A 19702-nucleotide genomic window follows, 5' to 3' on the forward strand; every position below is an offset into this window, starting at 1 on the left:
AGCCGAACCATGCACGCCGACGTCGCACTGGCGGACAAGTGCAGGGCTGCCCTGCGCAAGCTGGTCGCGGCCAGCCTGAAGATGCCGGCGGGCAGCATCGAGACCGACATGGGCCTGGACCGTTACGGCATGGACTCCATCCTGGTGCTGGAATTGACCCATGTATTGCGGGACACGTTCGAGGCACTGGGTATCGGCGAGGCGGTAACCACTACGCTGTTCTTCGAGCATCCGAGCATCGATGCGCTGGCCGATCACTTCATCGCGACCGAGCCCGACGCGATGGCACGCTGGGTGGGCCTGCATCGCCCATCCGCGCCGCATCGTGACGCCACGGAGGCCACAGACGCCACCGACGGCGCGTCGCGGCGTATCGGCACGCGCCTGGCCGGCGACACCTTCGTGCTGGCCGACCACCAGGTCAACGGCGCGCGCGTGCTGCCCGGCGTGGTGCACATGGAAATGGCGCTGGCTGCCGCCCGCCAGGCGCTGGGGCGCGAGGTGCGCGGCCTGCGCAAGATCGTCTGGGCGAGGCCGCTGGTCGCCGACGCGAACGGCGTCACCGTGCATGTCGCCTGGTCCACCGATCGAAGCGGACGCGACGACTACACGATCCAGGCAGGCGACGATGCCACGGTGTACAGCCAGGGCAGCGCGGCATCCGCGGAAGCGCCGGCGGCCACCGTGCGACACGACCTGGACACGCTGCGCCGGGACTGCGCGCTGGCCCACGCCGACGCGGCACGATGCCAGGCCGTCTTCGCGCGCAAGGGGCTGCACTACGGACCCGGCTTCCGTGGCCTGGACGAGCTGTTCATCGGCGATGGCCGGGTGCTGGCGAAGATCTCGCTGCCGGTGTCCGTGGCGTCCACGCTGGACGACTACGTGCTGCATCCCAGCCTGCTCGACGCGGCCTTGCAGGCCGCACTCGGCCTGCATCTGGGCTCGGGCGACGACGGCAACGACGATGCGGACGTGGCGCTCGCGCTGCCGTTCGCGCTGGACGCCCTGGATGTGCTGGCGCCGTGCACGCCCCGGATGTGGGCCTTCGTGCGCTACAGCGATCCGGCGGGCCGCGACGGACCCGTGCGGTACCTCGACATCGACCTGTGCGATCCGAACGGCGCGGTTTGCGTGCGCCTGACCCGGCTCAGCTTGCGCCTTCTGGATATTCCACCGACACGTGACACGCCCACCGACCGGACCCTTCACGACATGAACGACACCACCGGCGTCACCGCATCCACCGGCCCCTCGCGCCTGCTTCGCGAACGGAGCGTCCTGCAGCTGAGAAAGCTGATCGCGAAGGGGCTGTCCCTGCCGCTGGACGCCATCGGCGGGAACATCGGCTTCGACGAGTACGGCATCGATTCGATCCTGGTCATGGAGCTGACCAACGCGCTGCGCGAAGCCTTCGGCGCCGAACACGTCGGCACCACGCTGTTCTTCGAGCACCGCGACATCGACAGCTTGGTCGAGCATTTCCTGCAGACCGATCCGGACGGGCTGCTCCGCTGGACCGGGCTCGCGGGAGCGGTCGCACCCGCACCTGCCGCGTCACCCGCACGCGCCCCGGTGCTCGTATCCGCCGCGGCGCAGGCGGTCGAACAACCGGTCGGAACCTCGGTACCGGCGACTCCCGCCACGACGACGCCCACGGCACCGGTCGTGCAGCGCGCCGCAGCCACCGCCGTGCACGCGCCGGCGCCCGTGGCGCCCTTCGACGTGGCGATCGTCGGCCTGTCCGGTCGCTATCCCGCGGCCGACGACGTGCACGGGTTCTGGGAGAACCTGGTGGCGGGTCGCAACTGCGTCACCGAAGTGCCGCCGGAACGCTGGGACCATGCGCATTTCTTCGATGCCGCGAAGGGCGTGCCGGGCAAGACCTATACGCGCTGGGCCGGCCTCATCGACGGCGTGGATCGCTTCGACCGGCTGTTCTTCAACATCGCCCCGCGCGAGGCGCGGTTGATCAGCCCGCAGGAGCGGCTGTTCATGCAGGAGGTGCATGCCAGCATCGAGGATGCCGGCTACACCGCCGCGAATCTGCACACCAACCGGAAGATCGGCGTGTTCGTCGGGGTGACCAACGAGCACTACGCCACCGGTGCGCGGTTCTGGTCGATCGCCAACCGCATCTCGCACCTGTGCAACTTCCAGGGCCCGAGCATGGCGGTGGACACGGCCTGCTCGTCGTCACTGACCGCCGTGCACCTGGCGATCGAGAGCCTGCGCAGCGGTGACAGCGAGGTGGCGATCGCCGGCGGCGTGAACCTGATCGTGGCGCCGACCCAGCTGATCGACCTGGCGTCGATGACCATGTTGGCCGCCGACGACAAGTGCAAGTCGTTCGCCGCCGACGGCGACGGCTTCGTCGATGCCGAAGCGGTAGGCGCGCTGGTGCTCAAGCCGCTGCACCGCGCCGTGGCCGACGGCGACCACGTCTATGGCGTCATCAAGGGCAGCGCGATCAACGCCGGCGGCAAGACCAACAGCTACCTGGTGCCCAGCCCGGCCCTGCAGGCGCAACTGGTGGCCGATGCGCTGCGGCGCGCCGGCGTGGACGCCCGCTCGATCGGCTACGTGGAAGCGCAGGGCACCGGCAGCAGCCTGGGCGATCCCATCGAGATCGCCGGCCTGTCGAAGGCGTTCCGCCAGTGGACGGCGGACCGGCAGTTCTGCGCGATCGGCTCGGCCAAGTCGAACATCGGCCACTGCGAGAGCGCCAGCGGCTTCGTCGCGATCAGCAAGGTGCTGATGCAGATGAAGCACCGCACGCTGGTGCCCAGCCTGCACGCCGCCAGCCTCAACCCGAACATCCGTTTCGCCGATACGCCGTTCTTCGTCCAGCAGGCGCTGGGCCCGTGGACGCGTCCGACGCAGGAGATCGACGGCCGGCCGCAGGAGCTGCCGCGCCGAGCCGGTGTCTCGTCCTTCGGTGCCGGCGGTGCCAATGCGCACCTGGTGATCGAGGAATACATCGCCCCGCCCGAGACCGCGCGGGCCATCGACGGTCCGGCGATGATCGTGCTTTCCGCACGCGATCCGGAGCGTCTGCAGGCGCGTGCGCAGCAGCTGCTGGCGGCGCTCGCGCCCGAACGCATCGACGCGGAGGCGACGCTGGCCGATATCGCGTACACGCTGCAGGTCGGCCGCGAGGGGATGGAAGAACGACTGGCCTGGCTGGTCGAATCGGTAGACGAACTGCGCGTGAAGCTGGCGGCCTTCGTCGAAGGCGATGCCGACGGTGCCGAGGCTTACCGCGGCCAGGCACGGCGCAACGCCTTGGCGATGCTGGCCGACGACGAGGACATGCAGGTGGCCGTGCAGGCCTGGGTGGCCAAGGGCAAGTTCGGCAAACTGCTGGACCTGTGGGTCAAGGGCTTCTCCTTCGACTGGAACGCCCTGTATGCGCACGGCCAGGCACGTCCACGCCGGATCAGCCTGCCGACCTATCCGTTCGCGCGCGAGCGCTGCTGGACCGACGTCCGCTACCCGGATGCGCCGGATGCGCCGGGCACGGCGACAGTGCTAGCCGCGACGGCAGTGCCTGCCGCAGCGGACCACGTCGCTCCCGTCCGCGAAAACGACGACATGGCGGCCATGACGCGGATCTGGTGCGAGCTGCTGGGTCGTCCGTCGGTGGCCGAGGATGACGACTTCTTCGAGCTGGGCGGCCACTCGCTGCTGGGCACCCAGCTGGCGGCACGGATTCGTGATGAGTTCGGCGTAGACGTGCCGGTAAGCACGCTGCTGGAAGCGCCGACCGTGACCGCGCTGCTCGCACGGATGCGCAGCATCGCGCCGATGCAGGCAGCGACGTCCGCGCCGCCGGCCACGACGGATGCCGCCGTCGACACGAACGGCCACGCTGGCGGGGCAGACGAGAGCGAGGCGTTCCCGCTGTCGTTCGCCCAGCAGCGCCTGTGGTTCCTGGACCAGCTGGAAGGCCATAGCCCGACCTACAACATCCCGGCCGCGGTGCGCCTGAAGGGCAGCCTCGACGATCGCTCGCTGCAGGCGGCGCTCGACGATGTGGTGGCCCGCCACGACGCGCTGCGCGCGCGTTTCGAGAGCATCGACGGCTCGCCCGTGCAGCGCATCGCCAACGACGTGGCGCTGGACTTCGTGCGCCACGACCTGCGCCAGCTGTCGCCGAAGGAACGCGACGTCAAGACCCGCTGGCTGATGCTGGACGAGGCCCGCACGCCGTTCGACCTGCAGACCGGCCCCCTGGTCCGCAGCCGCCTGCTGCGCCTGGGCGAGCACGAACACCTGTTGCTGCTGACCATGCACCACATCGTCTCCGACGGCTGGTCGATGGGCATCGTGGTGCGCGAGCTGGGCATGCTGTACGCCGCGCACAGCACCGGCGCAGCGGTGTCGCTGCCCGACCTGCCCATGCGCTATGTGGACTTCGCCCGCTGGCAGCGCCAGTGGCTGAGCGGGGAGGTGCTGGATCGCCAGCTGGACTACTGGAAGCGCCAGCTGGCCGGCGCGCCCACGCTGCTGACCCTGCCCACCGACCGTCCGCGCCCGGCTCGCCAGGGGCAGGACGGCGCCGCGCTCGCCTATGCGCTGCCGACGGGCCTGAGCGCGCAGCTGAACGCGCTCAGCCGGAAGTCGCAGAGCACGCTGTTCATGACGTTGTGCGCGGCGTTCAACGTGCTGCTGGCCCGCTATGCCGGGCAGGGCGACATCTGCATCGGCACGCCGATCGCCAACCGCAACCGCAGCGAGATCGAGGACCTGATCGGTTTCTTCGTCAACACGCTGGTGCTGCGCACGCAGGTGGACCTGTCGACCGGCTTCACCGACTTGCTGAAACAGGTGCGCACCACCACGCTGGATGCCTACGCACACCAGGACGTGCAGTTCGAGCAGCTGGTCGGCGCCGTGCAGCCCGAACGGCATACCAGCTACACGCCGTTGTTCCAGGTGATGCTGGTGCTGCAGAACTCGCCGATGAACCTGGCGCTGCCCGGCTTGCAGCTGGAGCTGGTGCCGCACGAGGTGGTCACGGCCAAGTTCGACATCACCCTGACGCTCACCGAAGGCCCGGCGGGCCTGCACGGCAGCTTCGAGTACAACACCGACCTGTTCGACGCCGGCACGATCGAGCGCATGGGCGTGCATTTCGGCAACCTGTTGCAGGCCATCGTGGACGATCCCACCCGGGCGCTGGGTGACCTGCCGATGATCGCGCCGGCGGAACGGAAGCGGTTGGTCTACGGCTTCAACGACACGGCGAAGGTCTACCCGCGCGTCGGGCCGGCATCGCAGACGCTGCAGCAGCTGTTCGAGGCGCAGGTGGCGCGCACGCCTGGGCAGGTCGCGGTGGTCTACGCGGGCGTCTCGCTCACCTATGCGGAACTCAACGCCCGCGCCAACCGTCTGGCCCGGCACCTGCGTGGCCTGGGCGTGGGGCCGGACACCCTGGTCGGCCTGTGCACCGAGCGGTCGATCGAGATGATCGTCGGGCTGTACGCGATCCTCAAGGCCGGTGGCGCCTATGTGCCGCTGGACCCCACGTATCCACCGGATCGCCTGGCCACGATCGTGGACGATGCCGCGCCGAAGGCGATCCTCACCCAGCGGCAGCACCGCGACGCGGTACCCCCGGTGGCCGGCCTGCCGGTGCTCTGCCTGGATGCCGACGATGCCCCGTGGGAGGGAAACGCGGACGGCGACCTGGACCACCGTACGCAGCCGGGACACTTGGCCTATGTGATCTACACCTCCGGTTCCACCGGCAAGCCGAAGGGGGTGGCGATCGACCATCGCGGTATCGTCAATCGCCTGCAATGGATGCAGGAGGCCTATCCGCTGACCGCCGCCGATCGCGTGTTGCAGAAAACCCCCTTCAGCTTCGACGTCTCGGTGTGGGAGTTCTTCTGGCCATTGCTGGAAGGGGCGACCCTGGTCGTGGCCCGTCCCGGCGGTCACCAGGACGTGGCGTACCTGGCCGGCATCATCGATGCGGAAGGGATCACCACGGCGCATTTCGTGCCGCCGATGCTGGACGTGTTCCTCAACGAGGTGGAGCCGGGCAGCGGCCGCTCGCTGCGCCAGGTGATGTGCAGCGGCCAGGCCCTGCCGCTGGAACTGCAGCAGCGTTTCTTCGCCACCTGGCAGCACGTGGCGCTGCATAACCTCTACGGACCCACCGAGGCCTCGGTGGACGTCACCTACTGGGCCTGCCGCAAGGACAGCCCGCTCAACTGCGTGCCCATCGGCCTGCCGATCGCCAATATCCAGATCCACATCCTGGACGACGCACTGGAGCCGGTGCCGGTCGGTGTGGTCGGGCACCTGTACATCGCGGGCGTCGGCCTGGCGCGCGGCTACGTCAACCGGCCGGAACTGACCGCGCAGACCTTCATCCCCAATCCGTTCAGTGCCAGCCCCGGTGCGCGCATGTACCTCTCCGGCGATCTGGCGCGCTACCTGCCCGACGGCACCATCGACTACCTCGGGCGCAGCGACCACCAGGTCAAGATCCGCGGCCTGCGCATCGAACTCGGGGAAATCGAGGCGACGCTCGCGGCGGTCGACGCGGTACGCGACGTGGTGGTGCTGGCGCGTGCCGACGAACGCGGCGTACCGCGGCTGGTGGCCTACCTGGTGGCCCACGACGGGGCGACCCTGCCGGACGCGGCGTCGTTGCGCGCCACCTTGCTGCGCACGCTGCCCGATTACATGGTGCCGGAGTATTTCGTGGCGCTGGCGGCCATGCCGCTGACCTCCAACGGCAAGGTCGATCGCAAGGCCCTGCCGGCGCCGGAGATGGTGCAGGACGAAGCGGCGCACGTCGCGCCGCGTACGCCGACCGAGCAGCGCATCGCCGCGGTGTGGGCCGATGTGCTGAAGGTGGAGAAGATCGGTGCGATGGACGATTTCTTCGAACTGGGCGGCCACTCGCTGCTGGCTACCCAGCTGGTGTCGCAGCTGCGCAAGCGGCAGATCGCCGGCATCGAGTTGCGCGACCTGTTCAGCCACTCGACCCTGGCCGGGCTGGCCGCCTTCGTCGACGCCAGCCACGCCGGCGGACGCCATCCCAACCTGGTGCCGATCCGCGCAGAGGGCACGTCGACACCGCTGTTCCTGGTCCATCCGATCGGCGGCGGCGTGCAGTACGCGTTCGACCTGGCCCGCCAACTGGACGCGGACCAGCCGGTGTTCGGTCTGGCCGCGACCGGGCTGGGGGAGGGCGAAACGCCGCTGGACACCCTCGCCGGACTGGCCGGTACCTATGTGGACGCCATTCGCCAGGTGCAGCCGAAGGGCCCTTACCAACTGGCGGGGTGGTCGCTGGGCGGCACGATCGCCTACGAGATGGCCCACCGGCTGACCCAGGCGGGAGAGGCCGTTCGCTTCGTCGGCCTGATCGACACCGGCAGCCCCGCCATGCGCGCCCGTCTGCTGGCCGAGCACCCGGTGCGCTCGGAGGCCTGCCGCGGCCTGCTGAACTGGCTGCTCGACCTGCCGGGCGCCGTGGACGATCCACGTCGGCACCCGGCGTTCGCCGAGCTGATGGCGCTCGCGGGACGTGACGACCTCTCGGGCATGATCGCCGCGTGCCGACGCGAAGCCTTGCTGCCGGAGCACCTGGACAGTGGGCAGGTGCAGCGGACCGTGGCGCTCTACGCGGCCACGGCACGCGCCGTCGATACGTATCGCGCGCCCGTCGCCGGACGACTGCCGGTGACCTTCTTCGCCGCCGCGCGTGGTGAGGGCGAGGAGGTGAGCCTGGGCTGGCGCGACCTGCTCGGTCCGTCCCTGGACATAGTCCGTATCGGCGGTACCCACCTGTCGATGGTGCGGCCGCCGCTGCTCGATCGCCTGGCGCGCGAGATCGCCGGCCGGATCGGCAACGTCGCCGCGCCCGTGGCCCGCCCGGCCGCCAACCAGTGAACGCCTCCAGGATCGCCATGAACGACACGCCCACCCTGCAGTACTCGCGCGGCATCCAGGACCTGCCGGGCCCCAAGGGCCAGCCCTGGGTGGGCAACGCGCTGCAACTCAGCGGGCGGCAGATGCACCAGAAGTTCACCGCCTGGGTGCGCGAGTTCGGCCCGATGTTCCGCCTGGAGGTGTTCGGCAACCCCATCGTCATCGTCTCCGACGCGCCCACGGTGCAGGCGGTGCTCAAGGAACGGCCCGAGGTGTTCCGGCGCAGCGGCAGCCTGAAGACGATCATGCACGAGCTGGACATCCGTGGCGTGATCACCGCCGAAGGGGATGCCTGGCGCAAGCAGCGCAAGCTGGTGATGAGCGGGTTGAGCGCGGAGGTGATCCGCAATTTCTTCCCGACCATGCGCTTCATGACCGAACGCATGATGGACCGCTGGAAGCACCGGCTCGTCCAGGGCCTGCCGGTCGACCTGCGCCGGGACCTGAAGGCCATGGCGCTGGACGTGATCGTGGGCATCGCGATGGGCCACGACATCGATGCGGTCAACGACGAAGGCGGCCCGTTGCAGCGGAGCATCGATGCCATCTTCCAGCGGCTTGGCCAGCGCACCACGGCGGCGTTCCCGTACTGGCGCCATGTCCGGTTGCCGGTGGATCGCGCCGCCGACCGCGCGTCGGCGCAGATCGCGGCATCCGTGCAGGGCTTCGTCCGCGACGCCCGCGCGCGCATGGCGCAGCAGCGCCAGCTGCACGAGAAACCCGGCAACATGCTGGAAGCGATGATCGCCGCGGCGGAAGACCCAGCGTCCGGCTTCACCGACGAAGAGCTGATGGACAACGCGGTGCTCAGCGTCATCGGCGGCGAGGACACCACCGCCAACTCCATCGCCTGGATGCTCCACCTGCTGGCCCAGCATCCCGCGGCGGCCGCGGCGCTCACGGCGGAAGTGGACGCGGTGCTCGGCAAGGACACGCTCATCCGCGACTGGGAGCTGATGAAGCGCTTCGACTACCTGGAGGCCACCTTCAGCGAGGCGCAGCGCCTGCGCTCGGTGGCACCGTATGTCGGGGTCACCAGCAACATCGACTGCGTGGTCGCGGACACGCTGATTCCGAAGAACACCGCCATCGTGGTGGCGACGGCGGGGGAGGGGCTGGACGAGCTGCAGTTTCCCGACCCGGCCGCGTTCTCGCCGGAACGCTGGATCTTCGAGCAGCGTCCGCCGCGCGAGCGGGACCCGGCGCGCAAGCTGTTTCCGTTCGGCAGCGGGCCGCGGCTGTGCCCGGGGCGCTTCCTCGCGCTCACCGAGATCACCATGGTCGTCTCCATGATCCTGCGCAACTTCGAGCTGGAACTGGATACGAACGCGCCACCGGTGCGGGAGGTGCTCAATTTCTTCATGGCGCCCAGTTCGCTGCCGGTGCGGATCAGGCTGCGCACGCCGCCGGGGGCGGCTTCGTGATCCCGGCGGCGCGGGAGTCCAACCTCGAGATCGCCCGGCGTATCCTGGGCGTGTCGCTGCCCCTGATGGGCTCCATGGTCGGCAACCTCATCATGATGCTGGTGGACCGGGTGTGCCTGGCGCGGTATTCCAGCGAGACCCTGGCCGCGTCCGGGCCGGCGGTCTATACGGCCATGGCCATCATCGGTTTCTTCGCCGCGGTGGTGGGCTTCTCACGCTCCTGCGTCGCCCAGGCCTTCGGCCGGTCCGGCCACGACGCCGCGGCCTACCAGGCGGCCGTGGGCATCGTCGTCGGCATCCTGTTCGCCGTGGCCCTGCTGCTGCTGGCGCCGCTGATGGCAGTGATCCCGTCGTTGAGCCAGCGGCCGCCGGCCATCACCCACCTGGAATCGCAGTTCCTCTACTGGTCGGCGTATTTCGGTGCGGCGATGACCTTCAACATGGCGTTGTCGTCGTATTTCAACGGCATCGGCAAGACGCGCATCACGCTGGTGGCGGGACTGCTCGGCCAGGCAGTCGGCATCGTGATGACCATCGGTCTGGTCTTCGGCCGCTTCGGCCTGCCGGAGATGGGCATGCGCGGCTCGGCGCTGGGCACCTTGTGCGGCACCCTGGCGATCACCGCCTGCTACCTGCCGTATGTGCCGCGGCAGGTCTGGTCGATCCTGCGCGGGCTGGTGCGCACGCGCGGCGTTCCCCTGGCCGAGGTGGCGCCACGGCTGCGCAAGGGCGTGGCGCTGGGCGTGACGGCGGGCATCGGCAACTTCGGCAACGCCGCCTTCATCTGGATCATCGCCGGGCTGGGCGCCATCGCGCTGGCCGCCAACAACGTCAACCTGACGGTCAGCTACCTGGGCGTGATCCCGCTGCTGGGAATGGGCATCGGCTGCAGCGTGCTGTGCGGCAATGCGCTGGGCAAGGACGAGTTCCACCAGGTGCCGCGGATCATCGCCGTGACGCTGGGCATCGAGCTGGCGTACGTGGCGGTGATGTCCTTCTTCCAGATCGTCACCCCGGACGTGCTGCTGAATCCGTTCGGCCTGGCCGACAAGCCCGAGGCGATCCGGCAGGCATCGGTCGCCACATCGCGGGTGTTGTGGACCTATTCGCTCGCGTTCGCCTTCTCGATGACCGGGCAGGCGGTGCTGGAGGCCTTCGGCATCACCCGCTTCCTGTTCGTCACCCGCTTCGTGTTCATGTGGGCGCTGAGCATCCCCACGGTGTACCTGATGACCCTGGGCCATGTGGGCGATGCCGGGTTCCTGCCCACCTGCTGGATCGTGGGTTCCAGCTACGAGGCGGCCATCGGGGTGTTCTACTTCTGGCGCATCGCCGTGGCGGTGAACAAACGGCAGAACGCGATCGTGCTGACCCGGGCGCAGGCCTGACCGGTTTTACCCGGATCATTCGCCATGCACGTGGAAAGGACTACTCTCGGGGGTCAGGTGTGGATCATCCGCGCCGGGAGTGGCTCATGCTTAGCGTCGCGATGTTCATGGCGGGTCTATAGACCTCTTCCGGCGCAAGCGGACCCGGGATGCCGCGGGTTCCGAGCGTGAGCCGGCCCTCCGGGCCGAGCTCTTCAACACCGAACAACTGGAAGCCTACGGTGCGCAACTGGCGACGCGGCACCGCGTAGCGGCCCATCGCTCCGCCGAATGGTTGCTGCCCCGGCTGGCCGACAACGAGACCGTCATCGTCGATGCCTGCCGTGGCCTCATGGCCGCCGGCAAGCGCGGCGAGGGCACGACGCCCGCGGGCGAGTGGCTGCTCGACAACCTCTACGTGATGGAGGAACACGTCCGCGCCGCGGAAAAGGATTTCCCCAAGGGCTACAGCCGAGAACTGCCGCAGCTCGACGGCGGCCCGTCCAGCGGCCTGCCTCGGGTCTACGACATCGCTCTGGAGGTCATCTCCCACGGGGACGGCCGGATCGACGCGGCCGGACTGGCGCGCTTCCTCGACGCCTACCAGACCGTAGTGCCGCTCAGCCTCGGCGAGCTGTGGGCCGTGCCGATCATGCTGCGGCTGGCGCTGATCGAGAACCTGCGCCGCATCGCCGTGCGCGTGACGCTGGACCGCTCGCGGCGCCGCCGTGCCACACGCTGGGCCGACGCGATGACACGCATGGCCGCCGAGGACCCGAAGAACGTGGTGCTGGTCGTCGCGGACATGGCACGCTCCGCGCCGGTCATGAGCGCCCCGTTCGTCGCCGAAATGGTCCGCCGCCTGCAAGGGCAGGGGCCGGCACTGGCCATGCCGCTGGGCTGGGTGGAACAGCGGCTGGCCGAGTCGGGACGCAGCACCGATCATCTGGTGCAGGCCGAATCCCAGCAGCAGGCGATGCAGCAGGTGTCGGTCGGCAACAGCATCGGCAGCCTGCGCTCGCTGGCCACGATCGACTGGCGCGACTTCGTCGAGGCAGCCAGTCTGGTGGAAAGCTGCCTGCGTGAAGACCCGTCGAGTGTCTATCCCGCCATGGACTTCGCCAGCCGCGATCGTTACCGACACGCGGTGGAGAAACTGTCGCGCATCACGCGCATCGACGAGCGGACCGTGGCACGGCGCGCGATCGCGGCGGCCCAGGCACCGGACGCGACATCCGCCCATTCCGCCGCGCGACACGTGGGTTACCATCTGGTCGGCGCGGGACGTCCCGCGCTGGAACGCGCGCTAGGCGCACGGCGCCGACTGGCCACGCGCTGCCGGCAGGCCTTCGACCGGGCGCCGTTCGCCTGGTCGCTGGTGGCCTTCCTCACGCTCACCGGTGCGTTGACCACCGCGCTGGTCGGCACCGCGGCGCTGGGCCCGGCCTATGTGTGGGAGCGGTCCGTGCTTGCGCTGGGCTGCATCGTCGTGGCCAGCCAGCTCGGCCTGAGCCTGCTCAACCTGATCGCCTCGCTGCTCACCGCCCCCGACTACCTGCCGCGCATGGATTATGAGGACGGCCTGCCCGACGCCGCACGCACGCTGGTGGCGGTGCCGACGATGCTGGGCAGCCCCCAGGACGCGGACGACGTGGCGGAGGGCCTCGAAGTGCGCTTCCTGGCCAATCGCGACGATGCCCTGCATTTCGCGTTGCTGACCGACTTCCCCGACGCCGACCAGGCGGTGATGCCCGGTGACGAGGCCATCCTCGCGCAGGCCGCCGCCCGGATCCATGCGCTCAACGCGACGTACCCCTCCAGTGCCGCCGACCGCTTCTATCTCCTGCACCGTCCGCGCGAGTGGAGCCCCACGCAGGGGCGCTGGATCGGCTTCGATCGCAAGCGCGGCAAACTGGCCGCCCTGAACGCGCTGCTGCGCGGCGAGGGCGCCGATCGTTTCCTGTTGATCGTGGGCCGGATCGCCCAGTTGCCCGCCGTGCGTTATGTCATCACCCTGGATACCGACACGCACCTGCCGCGCGACACCGCGCACCGGCTGGTCGCGGCGATGGACCATCCGCTCAACCGCCCCGTGTTCGCCGACGAAAGCAATCGGGTGATCGCCGGCTACAGCCTCATGCAGCCGCGCGTGGGTATCGCGCTCCCGGCGCAGGCGCGTTCGGCGTATGCCCGCCTCTACGGGGCCGACGCCGGTGTCGATCCGTATACGCGCGCCGTGTCGGACGTGTACCAGGACCTGTTCCACGAGGGCTCGTTCACCGGCAAGGGCATCTACGACGTAGATGCGTTCGAGCGCGCCATGGCCGGGCGGCTGAAGGACGAGCGCGTGCTCAGCCACGACCTCATCGAAGGCTGCTTCGTCCGCTCGGCGCTGCTGAGCGACGTGCTGGTGTTCGAGGAAATCCCCGAACGCTATGCCGACGACAGCGTGCGCCGCCATCGCTGGATGCGCGGCGACTGGCAACTGTTGCCATGGTTGTTGCCCACGGTGCCCAGCCCGCACGGGTGGGTGGCCAACGACCTGAGCGCGCTGTCGCGCTGGAAGCTGTTCGACAACCTGCGACGCAGCCTGGTCGCTCCGGCCGCGCTGGCCTTGCTGGTGGCCGGGTGGTTGTGGATCGCCCCGGCGCTGACCTGGACGGTGGCGATCCTCGCCATGATGGTGGTGCCGGTGCTGTTGCAGGTGCTGATGGACGCCGCGCGCAAGCCCCACGACATCGCGTGGCGTCAGCATGCAGGGGTGCAGTCGCGCGCGGCGGCGGAGCACGCATTGCGCCTGGGCTTGTCCATCGCCTGGCTGCCGCATGACGCGCGCCTGAGTGTGGATGCCATCGCCCGGTCGCTTTGGCGTGTGTGCGTCAGCCGCAAACACCTGCTCGAGTGGCGCTCGTCCGCCGACGTGGAGCGTCAGGGTCGCGGCTCGCGGCAGATTCCCTGGGGTGCGCTGTGGGCCGGCCCGGCTACGGCGATCGTCGTGGCTGCGCTGCTGGCCGTGGCCAGGCCGCTGGTGTTGCCCGTCGCCTTGCCCTGGCTGCTGGCCTGGCTGGCATCGCCACCCCTTGCTTGGTGGATCAGCCGGGCGCAGGTGAGCAAGCCGTTCGCGCCCAGCGAGGCCGATCATGCCTTCCTGCGGCTGCTGGCGCGGCGCACGTGGGCCTTCTTCGAAACACACATGGGCCCGGACGATCACTGGCTGCCACCGGACAACGTGCAGATGGCGCCGTCGCCGCAGCTGGCCCGACGCACGTCGCCGACCAACATGGGCCTGGGCCTGCTGGCCGGCCTGGCCGCCTACGACTTCGGCTACCTGGGTGCGGGCGCCCTGGTGCAGCGGCTGGCGAACACGCTGGCCACCATGCAGGGGCTCGAGCGGCATCGCGGCCATTTCTACAACTGGTACGACACCGCCACGCTGGCGCCGATGCGTCCGCTGTATGTCTCCAGCGTGGACAGCGGCAACCTGGCCGGCCATCTGCTGACCCTGCAACGTGGCCTGCTCGATGTCGCCCAGGCCCCGGTGTTCCGCAACGCGTCGATCACGGGATTGCGCGACACGGTGGCGTTGCTGGCGCAGACCACGGACGAAAACCGCCGTGCGCCACTGACCGCGTGGGCCGGCGATCTGGCGGCAGCCATGCTGGCCCCGCCGGCATGCATGCGCGACGTGCTCGCGTTCGTCACCGTGCAGCAGGAGCGGCTGCGCGAGGTAACCCCCCAGGCATCCGACCACGTATCTTCCGGTGACGACGAAGGCGCCTTCTGGCTCTCGCGGTTGACCCTGCTGTGCGACGAGCTGCACGAAGAGGCGAGCCTCTGGTACGACGCGGCCACGGACGGCCAGGCCATTCCCACGCTGATGGAACGGGCGGCGAATACGACCGATGCCGCGCAGGCGGAACGTGCCACGGCACGCCTGCGGGCGATGGAGGCCGCCGCCTCGCTGGCGGGCGACCTGGCGATCATGGATCACGCGTTCCTCTACGACGCCCATCGCCGCCTGTTGTCGATCGGTTTCGATGTCGAACGGCGCACGCTGGATGCGTCGTTCTACGACCTGCTGGCTTCCGAGGCGCGCCTGACCACGTTCGTGGCCATCGCCCAGGGCCAGTTGCCGCAAGAGAGCTGGTTCTCGCTCGGCAGGCTGTTGACCAGCACGGGCGGCTCGCCGGTGCTGCTGTCGTGGACGGGGTCGATGTTCGAATACCTCATGCCGATGCTGGTCATGCCGACCTACGAAGGCAGCCTGCTGGAGCAGACCTGCCGCGCCGCGGTGGCACGGCAGATCGAATACGGCCGGCAACGCAACCTGCCATGGGGCGTGTCCGAATCCGGCTACCACGCGGTCGATGCGCAGATGACCTACCAGTACCGCGCCTTCGGCGTGCCGGGCCTGGGGCTGAAACGTGGGCTGGGCGAGGATCTGGTGGTGGCGCCGTATGCGTCGGTGCTGGCCCTGATGGTGGCGCCCGCCGCGGCCACCGACAACCTGCGACGCCTCGCGCGTGCCGGACTGGCCGGCCGTTTCGGCCTGTATGAGGCGGTCGATTACACGCCTTCGCGCCTTCCGCCGGGCCAGGAGTCCGCGGTGGTGCGCCAGTACATGGCGCACCACCAGGGCATGTCGCTGCTGGCGATCGGTCATGTGCTGCTGGACCGGCCGATGCAGAAGCGCTTCGAGTCGGACCCGCGCATGATGGCCACCAGCCTGCTGTTGCAGGAGCGCGTGCCGCGCATGGCTTCCGAATACCTGCACACGGCGGGCCTGGGCGAAGTGGCCACGGCGCCGGCCTTGCCGGAAGCCCGCCTGCGCCTGTTCACCGATCCCGACCGGCCGCGCCCGGCCGTGCAGCTGCTGTCCAACGGCCGTTACCACGTCATGGTCAGCAGCGCCGGCGGCGGCTACAGCCGCCGCGACGGCATGGCCGTGACGCGCTGGCGCGAGGACATCACGCGCGACAGCGACGGCATGTTCTGCTACATCCGCGATCCGGAATCGGGCGATGTCTGGTCCACGGCGTACCAGCCGGTGGCACGCAACACCGATCGCTTCGAGGCGATCTTCGCCGAGTCGCGCGCCGAGTTCCGCGTGCGCCAGCGCGGCTTTGAAACGCACACCGAGATCGTGGTGTCGCCCGAGGACGATATCGAACTCCGGCGCACGCGCATCACCAACCGCGGCAACGTGCGGCGCACGGTCGAGCTGACCAGCTACGCGGAAGTGGTGCTGGCCGACCCGCGCGGCGATGCCGCGCATCCGGCCTTCAGCAAGCTGTTCGTCACCACCGAGATCGTGCCGGACATGCAGGCCCTGCTATGCACCCGCCGACCGCGCTCGGCCGACGAGACACCGCCGTCGATGTGCCACATGGTCGCGGTGCACGATGCGGACGTGGATGCGATCTCCTACGAGACCGACCGCGCGCGCTTCATCGGGCGCGGTCGCAGCACGGCCAGCCCCGTGGTGATGGATGCCGGTCACGACGCGCTGTCCGGTGGCCACGGCGCGGTGCTGGACCCGATCGTCGCCATCCGCGTGCGGATCACGCTCGATCCGGAACAGACCGCCACGCTCGACTTCGTGACCGGCGTGGCCGACACGCGACCGGGGTGCCTGCGCTTGATCGAGAAGTACCGCGATCGCTACCTGGCCGACCGCACGTTCGACCTGGCCTGGACCCGCAGCCAGGTGCTGCTGCGCCAGGCCAACGCCACCCTGGTGGATGCCCAGCTCTACGAGCACATGGCCACCTCCATCCTGTATCCGAACCTCGCCCTGCGCGCCGAGCCGGAGCTGATCGCGGCCAACCGGCGCGGCCAGTCGGGCCTGTGGGGGCAGGCGGTCTCGGGCGACCTGCCCATCGTGCTGCTGCGCATCGGCGACATCGCACGGCTGGACATCGCGCGCGAACTGGTCCGTGCCGCGGCGTACTGGCGACAGCGCGGGCTGACCGTGGACCTGGTGATCTGGAACGAGGACAGCACGGGTTACCGGCAGACGTTGCACGACGCGCTCACCGGCCTGCTGGCCACCGGCGCGGAAACCAACCTGCTGGATCGCCCCGGCGGCGTATTCATCCGCGCCGCGCAGTCGTTGTCCCACGAGGATCGCCTGGTGATGGAGGCCAGTGCCTGCATCGTGGTGGTGGATACCCTGGGTTCGCTGCACGAGCAGATGGAGCGGCACCGGATCGGTGTGCGTGCCGCGGCCGCCGAGCCGGCCTGGCCCGCTCGCAGGCGTCCCGCCCCGGCGCCGGCGGTACCCGTGGCGGCGGCCTTTTCCGCCGACGGCACCGAATACGTCATCACCTTGGCGCCCGGCGCCACCACGCCCGCGCCCTGGTGCAACGTGCTGGCCAATCCGTCGTTCGGCAGCGTGGTCTCGGAAAGCGGCAGTGCCTACACCTGGGCGGAGAACGCCCATGGCTGCCGCCTGACCCCGTGGCAGAACGATCCGGTGGAGGATGCCTGCGGCGAGGCGATCTACCTGCGCGACGAAGCCACCGGGCACACCTGGTGTCCGACCCCGTTGCCGATGCGCGGCGAAGGCACGTACGTCACGCGCCACGGGTTCGGCTACAGCGTGTTCGAGCACACGGAAGGCACGTTGTCGTCGCGCCTGGAGGTGTTCGTGGCGCTGGATGCGTCGGTGAAGTTCCAGGTGCTGCGCCTGACCAACGATGGCGCCGAGCCACGGCGGCTGTCGATCACCGCCTATGTGGAATGGCTGCTGGGCGACGTGCGCGAGAAGAGCGCCATGCACGTGGTCACCGAGATCGATCCGTCGACGGGCGCGCTGTTCGCGCGTAATGCGTACAACAGCGAGTTCCCCGATCGCGTCGCGTTCCTTGACGTGGAAGACGCCGAGCGCGACGTCGGCGGCGACCGTACCGGCTTTCTCGGCCGCAACGGGCACGCCGGCGCGCCCCTGGGCATGCGGCGTGCCGGCTGGCACAACCGCGTCGGTGCGGGGCTGGACCCATGTGGCGTGCTGCGTTCGACCATCGCCCTGGCACCGGGTGAATCGCGCGACGTGGTGATCCGCCTTGGCATGGGCGTGGACGAGGTGGGCGCGCGCGGCCTGGTGCTGCGTTTTCGCGACGACGGTTCGGCGGCGCGTGCGCTGGCCGCCGTGCGCGAGCACTGGCGGCAGACGCTGGGCGCCGTGCAGGTCAGCACGCCGGACGAGGCAACCGACCGTTTCGCCAACGGCTGGCTGCTCTACCAGACCATCGCCGCGCGGCTGTGGGCGCGCAGCGGCTATTACCAGTCCGGCGGCGCGATCGGTTTCCGCGACCAGTTGCAGGACTCCATGGCCACCCAGCACGCGGCACCGGCCATGGCACGGGCGCAGCTGCTGGTGTGCGCGGCGCACCAGTTCGCCGAAGGCGACGTGATGCACTGGTGGCATCCGCCCGGCGACCGCGGCGTGCGTACCACCTGCTCGGACGACTACCTGTGGTTGCCGCTGGCCACCAGCCGCTATGTCCAGGCCAGTGCCGACACCGGCGTACTGGACGAGTCCATCGAGTTCATCGAAGGCCGCACGCTGCGGCACGGCGAGGAATCCTGGTACGATCAGGCACGGCCGTCCGGCCAGCGCGCCACGCTGTATGCGCACTGCGTGCGCGCCATCGAGCATGCCATGCCGCGCGGTCGGCACGGCCTGCCGCTGATGGGTGGCGGCGACTGGAACGACGGGATGAACAAGGTCGGCGAGGGCGGGCAGGGCGAAAGCGTCTGGCTGGGCTTCTTCCTCGTCCACGTGCTGCGCGAGTTCGCGGTCACCGCGCGTGGCCACGGCGATGCACCGTTCGCCGAGCGCTGCCTGGCGGAAGCCGATACCTTGTCGAGGGCGCTCGAAGCCGAGGCGTGGGATGGCGACTGGTATCGCCGGGCCTGGTTCGACGACGGCACGCCGCTCGGGTCGGCCGCCAACGACGAATGCCGCATCGACGCGATCGCGCAGAGCTGGTCGGTGCTGTCCGGCGTGGCCGGTACCGAGCGGCGCGAACAGGCCATGGCCTCGCTGGACGAGCACCTGGTGCTGGAGGATCCCGGCATGATCCGCCTGCTCGATCCGCCGTTCGACCGCTCGGCCATGGACCCGGGCTACATCAAGGGTTACGTGCCGGGCGTGCGCGAAAACGGCGGCCAGTACACGCACGCGGCGGTGTGGGCGGCCATGGCCTTCGCGCAGATGGGACGTCATGAACGCGCGTGGGAACTGGTGAAGATGATCCATCCGGCCAGCCACACGGGCGACGCGCAGGCGATCGAGCGCTACAAGGTCGAGCCCTACGTGATCGCGGCGGATGTGTATTCCGTGCCGCCCCATGTGGGGCGCGGCGGCTGGAGCTGGTACACGGGCTCGGCCGGCTGGATGTACCGCCTGCTGGTGGAAACGTTGCTGGGCCTCCGGCGCGAGGGCGACCTGCTGCGAATCGTCCCTCGCGTGCCCGCGGCGTGGCCCGGCTACGGCATGCGCTATCGCCATGGCGGGTCCGGTTACGTCATCGCGCTGCGTCCCGCATCCGATGGGGAAGCCGGCAGCGTTCACGTGGACGGCGTCCTGGTCTCCGGCGGGGCCATACCGCTGGTCGACGATGGCACGGAGCACCGGGTGGAGGTGGTCTACCTGCGGCACTGACGGCAAGCTAACGCGGGAAGGCGCAGCGTAGCGGTTGCCGGGGCACGCCCGGCAGCCGGGGAGTGCCACGACCATGTCCAAGCGATCACGCGATCCGTCCCCCGCTCCCCAGTTGCGGGAGGACCGTGTCGGTGCCTATAACCTCGCCGCTGCCACCCACCCGGGTGCCTGCGTGGTTCGTGTCGTGGATGCCTCCGGCGCTTGCGTGCCTCGTGACGACGCCTTCACGGTGGCGGCTGCACCCAGCCCAACGCGAACGGCAAAGCGGAGCTGAGCCTGGCCGACGGTTC

At 69.5% G+C, this 19702-nt stretch carries 4 protein-coding genes (1 of these 4 cut by a window edge); all 4 read left to right on the forward strand.

Annotated elements, in window-relative coordinates; translation table 11 throughout:
- On the forward strand, positions 1–7914 hold the 3' end of the coding sequence (locus FA89_RS20250) for a non-ribosomal peptide synthetase (protein WP_185754356.1). Its footprint begins 24897 nt before the window's first position; the window shows 7914 of its 32811 coding nt (coding positions 24898–32811); its start codon lies off the left edge, out of view; its stop codon occupies positions 7912–7914.
- 17 nt (positions 7915–7931) lie between these two features.
- Entirely contained in the window at positions 7932–9377 is a 1446-nt protein-coding gene (locus FA89_RS13595; RefSeq protein ID WP_036141203.1) for a cytochrome P450, read from the forward strand.
- Entirely contained in the window at positions 9374–10765 is a 1392-nt protein-coding gene (locus FA89_RS13600; protein ID WP_221174303.1) for an MATE family efflux transporter, read from the forward strand. The genes FA89_RS13595 and FA89_RS13600 overlap by 4 nt, the downstream gene beginning before the upstream one ends.
- 274 nt (positions 10766–11039) lie before the next feature.
- Positions 11040–19412 carry a GH36-type glycosyl hydrolase domain-containing protein gene (locus FA89_RS13605; RefSeq protein ID WP_240003900.1) on the forward strand — a complete coding sequence of 2791 codons (8373 nt, stop codon included), beginning with the start codon at positions 11040–11042 and terminating at the stop codon, positions 19410–19412.
- The last annotated feature ends 290 nt before the right edge of the window (positions 19413–19702 follow it).

The organism is Luteibacter sp. 9135, from assembly GCF_000745005.1.
Classification (GTDB): domain Bacteria; phylum Pseudomonadota; class Gammaproteobacteria; order Xanthomonadales; family Rhodanobacteraceae; genus Luteibacter.

Excerpts from the sequence above, each read along its gene's own strand:
- FA89_RS13595 (WP_036141203.1), top strand. The coding sequence starts at position 7,932 with ATGAACGACACGCCCACCCTGCAGTACTCGCGCGGCATCCAGGACCTG.